Raw genomic sequence first — 2,191 nt, forward strand, 5'->3', positions numbered from 1 at the left:
TGCTAACAAGTCTACCCGGACCCCTATCGCAAAGCATGCAAGTGGAACAACCACAGGAGACAAGCTTTACATCGGCAGCGGCATAAATGTTCAGGCAGGATATATTTTCAGATGCAACTGGGAGGTGGCGGGCAGGTTTACCGGAATCAAGCCGGATGTGCAGGTTGCTTCACCATTTGAGCAGTATACCCTCGGACTATCCAGGTACATTGTAGGACATAAACTAAAAGTGCAGGGAGATCTTACCTATAAGACGAAAGACAACAGTCCTGCAAACATGCTTGAATACCGGTTGCAGGTTGACTGCCACTTTTAGCTTGTTTCCTGGTTAATCTGTGCGGATAAGGGCAAATCACCTGCTAACAATAAGCCGGTCCAGCGACCATCCTGCATCCGTACGAACACGAACCATATACATACCATCGGGCATTTGCTGTACGTCCCATGAATAGACGGGGCTGGCCGGCGCTTCTGCAACCACCTGATTCCCCAGCATATCATAAATCATAACTTCACGGATGGTTGATCCGGAACGGATATGAAAAATGTCCGAGGCGGGATTCGGATAAATAAGAAAGGACTTTCCCTTGATTTGCGTTATACCAACAGGAACGGTACAACTGTATGACTGGTCAAACAGGGACTGCAGCTCATCGATCGGATCAACCCCTTCCGGGGTGCCGGACACGACCAGGTTAATGAAAAAGTTCGGGGATTCATCATCCGACTCCGCCACCCTTAGGTATGACGACAAGCTGGATACACCGGCTGCCGCACATCGCGTATCTGCTCCCACCACCTTTGCTGCCTGAAGCGCAGCCATGAGCTTACACGCCAGGCTGCCGGTCTCACGTTCGAAACGGGCTGCCATGCTGTCAAGAACCTCCTTACCTAACAGATTACTCCCCTGAATACTGTAGTTATATCCGATTCGCTGACTGGCATAGCCCGCACAACCGGAACCGGTATAGGTAGCCACCACGGGGTTATCGTTATCATCAAAGCCAACAATTCCATACTGGCGTTGGCTAACGCCACCCTGAAAGCATTTGTCATGGGCAGTCAAATCAGAGATGATCTGCGACGGTGTATGTCCGGCCCTCATCCAGTTCATGCCATTCTGCAGATTAAGATCTGGGAAGCAGGTGACACCTTGAGCATTGATTGCTCCAACACCGGGAACAATGCCATTGATCACGACCACCCCACCGCATCCGCCACATCCGCTGCCATCTGAACATGATGCACCGGCGCTGCCTACCTGACCTGTAAGGGGGTCAACCGCAACGATGGAAAACGTCGCGTACGAAGAGACGTACAGCAACAGCAGTAGTCCGATTGATAGGTAGCGAGAAGATTTCATCACGTAACGGCTCGAAAAGGTGATACGAAGGAAATAACAAAAGGTGATAAAATCAAGTGTTATGCTTTTGTATAGAAATCAGAAAGTTTCTATATTTGCCCGCCTTCGCGTAAAGCTGCGGCGGGCGAAGCCCGCTATTATGGCGTAGAGCTACGGCGGGCGAAGCCCGCCATTATAGCGTAAAGCAATGGTGGTGAAGCCCACTGTTTTGATGCCGCGAAGGCCGTTCTTTATAATGTTTTGACCATTTTCAAATTAGCCCATCGGCTAATCTTCAAATAAAATGGCCCGTTCGTCTCCTCCTTCGCTTCTGCTACGGCGGACACAGTAGGGGTTAGAACGCAAGGTTTTTCATCCTTGTAAAATAAATGAAGTGTTCTTTTAGATATTCAGGTAGCTTGCCTACCATATTTTTGACCATTTTCAAATTAGCCCATCAGCTAATCTTCAAATAAAATGGCCCGTTCGTCTAGGGGTTAGGACGCCAGGTTTTCATCCTGGAAACAGGGGTTCGATTCCCCTACGGGCTACAAAAACAGCAAGAGCATACAGTGTGGAGCATACAGAACCTCCGATTCACCGTATGCTCTTGCTGTTTTTGGCCCTGTATGCTGTATGCCTGCCTGCCGACGCCTTGGCCTGTGCGATGGCAGGCAGGCTCAAACTGTATGCTGACATTAAGGGTAAAAGAATTCCGAAAGTCACCTCCGCAACTTCCTACATCACTTTATCCCCTTTTCTCCACCTGGAATCTCCAGATTTGTCAAAAATCTGATCTAACCCTCATGTTCGACTTTGAAAAACTGAAGGTCTATCACAAAGCGAAGG

2 protein-coding genes and 1 tRNA gene are annotated in these 2,191 nt (G+C 49.1%); 2 read left to right on the forward strand and 1 reads right to left on the reverse strand.

The features are described 5' to 3' along the window. On the forward strand, nucleotides 1-316 hold a 316-nt coding region (locus KDD36_15070; GenBank protein ID MCB0397970.1), incomplete at its 5' end, for a porin. A 36-nt stretch (nucleotides 317-352) separates the two neighbouring features. On the opposite strand, the gene KDD36_15075 is transcribed toward KDD36_15070, so the two are convergent. Then, a complete protein-coding gene (locus KDD36_15075) occupies nucleotides 353-1,363 on the reverse strand; it encodes a DUF1028 domain-containing protein (GenBank protein ID MCB0397971.1) in 1,011 nt (336 codons plus the stop codon). Between the two features lie 458 nt (nucleotides 1,364-1,821). Here KDD36_15075 and KDD36_15080 point away from each other — a divergent pair. Beyond that, nucleotides 1,822-1,893 (forward strand) — tRNA-Glu (locus KDD36_15080). Nucleotides 1,894-2,191 lie beyond the last annotated feature (298 nt).

It is taken from the genome of Flavobacteriales bacterium (genome assembly GCA_020435415.1).
In the GTDB taxonomy this organism is placed as follows: domain Bacteria; phylum Bacteroidota; class Bacteroidia; order JACJYZ01; family JACJYZ01; genus JACJYZ01.

Coding starts and splice junctions, on each gene's coding strand:
- KDD36_15075 (MCB0397971.1), bottom strand. CDS start 1,363: ATGAAATCTTCTCGCTACCTATCAATCGGACTACTGCTGTTGCTGTAC.